General features: G+C 65.4%; 1 protein-coding gene and 2 pseudogenes. All 3 read left to right on the plus strand.

Annotation, left to right across the window (positions count from 1 at the left end; genetic code table 11):
* Nucleotides 1–123: pseudogene (locus L9Z73_RS30105) on the plus strand (hypothetical protein); the annotation flags it as partial.
* Nucleotides 118–387, plus strand: a pseudogene (locus tag L9Z73_RS30110) (PP2C family protein-serine/threonine phosphatase); the annotation flags it as partial. The pseudogenes L9Z73_RS30105 and L9Z73_RS30110, both read left to right, overlap by 6 nt.
* A partial coding sequence (locus tag L9Z73_RS30115) for a serine/threonine-protein kinase (protein WP_247408582.1) occupies nucleotides 384–1,721 on the plus strand: 1,338 nt, incomplete at its 3' end. The pseudogene L9Z73_RS30110 and the gene L9Z73_RS30115, both read left to right, overlap by 4 nt.

The raw sequence follows: 1,721 nt of genomic DNA on the forward strand, positions 1-1,721 counted from the left end.
GGCATGCTGGCCGACAAGATTGGTCGGCGTAATTCGATGCTGTGGTTCGGCGCGCTGGGCACCGTGTGTACGGTGCCGATCCTGCTCAGCCTGAAAACCGTCAGCAGTCCGTTCCTGGCGTTTGTGCATCCGCGCGCCAACATCGTCACCCGTGCCATCGGCGTGGAAGCCCAACTGGAACTGGCGGTGGTCGACCTGCTGATCGCCCCCGGCGACAGCTACCTGCTGTGCAGCGATGGCCTGAACAAGACCGTCGAAGATCATGAGATCCGTGAAGTGCTCAACCATGACGCACCGGATGAAATCGTGCGCAGCCTGGTCCACCTGGGGCTTAACCGAGGCGCACCGGACAACATCACCGCCATCGTCGTGAAGGTATCGGCATGAACATCGTGATCCCGGGCTACGACATCGAAGGCGAGATCGGCGAAGGCGCCATGGCCAGCGTGTACCTGGCGACCCAGCGCTCGCTGGAGCGCAAGGTCGCGTTAAAGGTGATGGCTGCAGCGCTGGCGGCGGACCCGAGTTTCTGCGAACGCTTCCTGCGCGAGGGCAAGACCCTGGCGCGGCTGTCGCACCCGCACACGGTGACCATCCATGACATCGGCAATGTCGGTGAGCTGTATTACATGGCCATGGAATACCTGCCCAACGGCACGCTCAAGGAGCGCATCGCTGCGGGCCTCACGCCGGAGCAAGGCCTCACGCTGATCCGCCAGATCGCTTCGGCCCTGGGTTACGCCCATGCCCGAGGGCTGGTCCACCGTGACGTCAAGCCGGCGAACATTCTGTTCCGCGCCGATGGCACCGCCGTGCTGTCGGACTTCGGCATCGCCAAATCCCTGGACGACCGCACCCAGTTCACCCAGGCCGGTTTCGCCGTGGGCACGCCGAGCTACATGAGCCCGGAGCAGGCGCGGGGCCAGGAAATTGATGGCCGTGCGGACCTGTATGCGCTGGGCGTGGTGCTCTACGAGATCCTCGTCGGCAAGCTGCCTTATAACGGCACCGATGCGCTCTCCACGGCGCTGGCCCACCTGACCGAGCCGCTGCCGGAGCTGCCGCTGCATCACGGGCGTTATCAAGAGGTGCTGCGCAAGCTGTTGGCCAAGGACCCGGCGGAGCGTTTTCCGGATGCGGCGGCGTTGCTGCTGGCGCTGGATCAACTGCCGACAGAGTCGCCGGACGCCACGCTGGTGCGGCCGTTGCCGATTCCGCTGAGTTTTGACCTGGCGGGCATGACGCCCGTCACCATCGACATTCCCACCGATAAACCCCAGCCACAACCCGTGCGTCAGCCGGTGGTGCCGCCAACCCCACACCACACGGTGTCCGAGCAGCGCCGTGGGCCGGTGTTGGCGTTGGCCGCCGTGGCGGTGGCGGTTGCGTTGGCGATTGGTGGCGCCAGTTACTGGTGGTTGAGCGGCAGTGATCAGCCTGCCAAGCCACCAGCTGCGGTCGTGCCCAAGGTGATGCCACCCGTGGCGGTTGCCGAAATGGACGGTGGTCAACGACCCTTGCTGATGGCGGGCAAGAAAACCCTGTTCCAGCGCGTGCTCAGCAAGCCCGGCGCGAAACTCTCCAGCGATGCCGGCAGCACACCAGGCAAAGCCCTGCCGGCGTTTTCCGTGCTCTACGTGTATCAGCGCAAGGACGTCGACGGCAGCCCGTGGGTGCGCGTCGGCGCCGCCACCGATGGGCGCAGCGACGGCTGGTTGCCG

It is taken from the genome of Pseudomonas emilianonis, assembly GCF_023072625.1.
GTDB classification, from domain to species: domain Bacteria; phylum Pseudomonadota; class Gammaproteobacteria; order Pseudomonadales; family Pseudomonadaceae; genus Aquipseudomonas; species Aquipseudomonas paraveronii.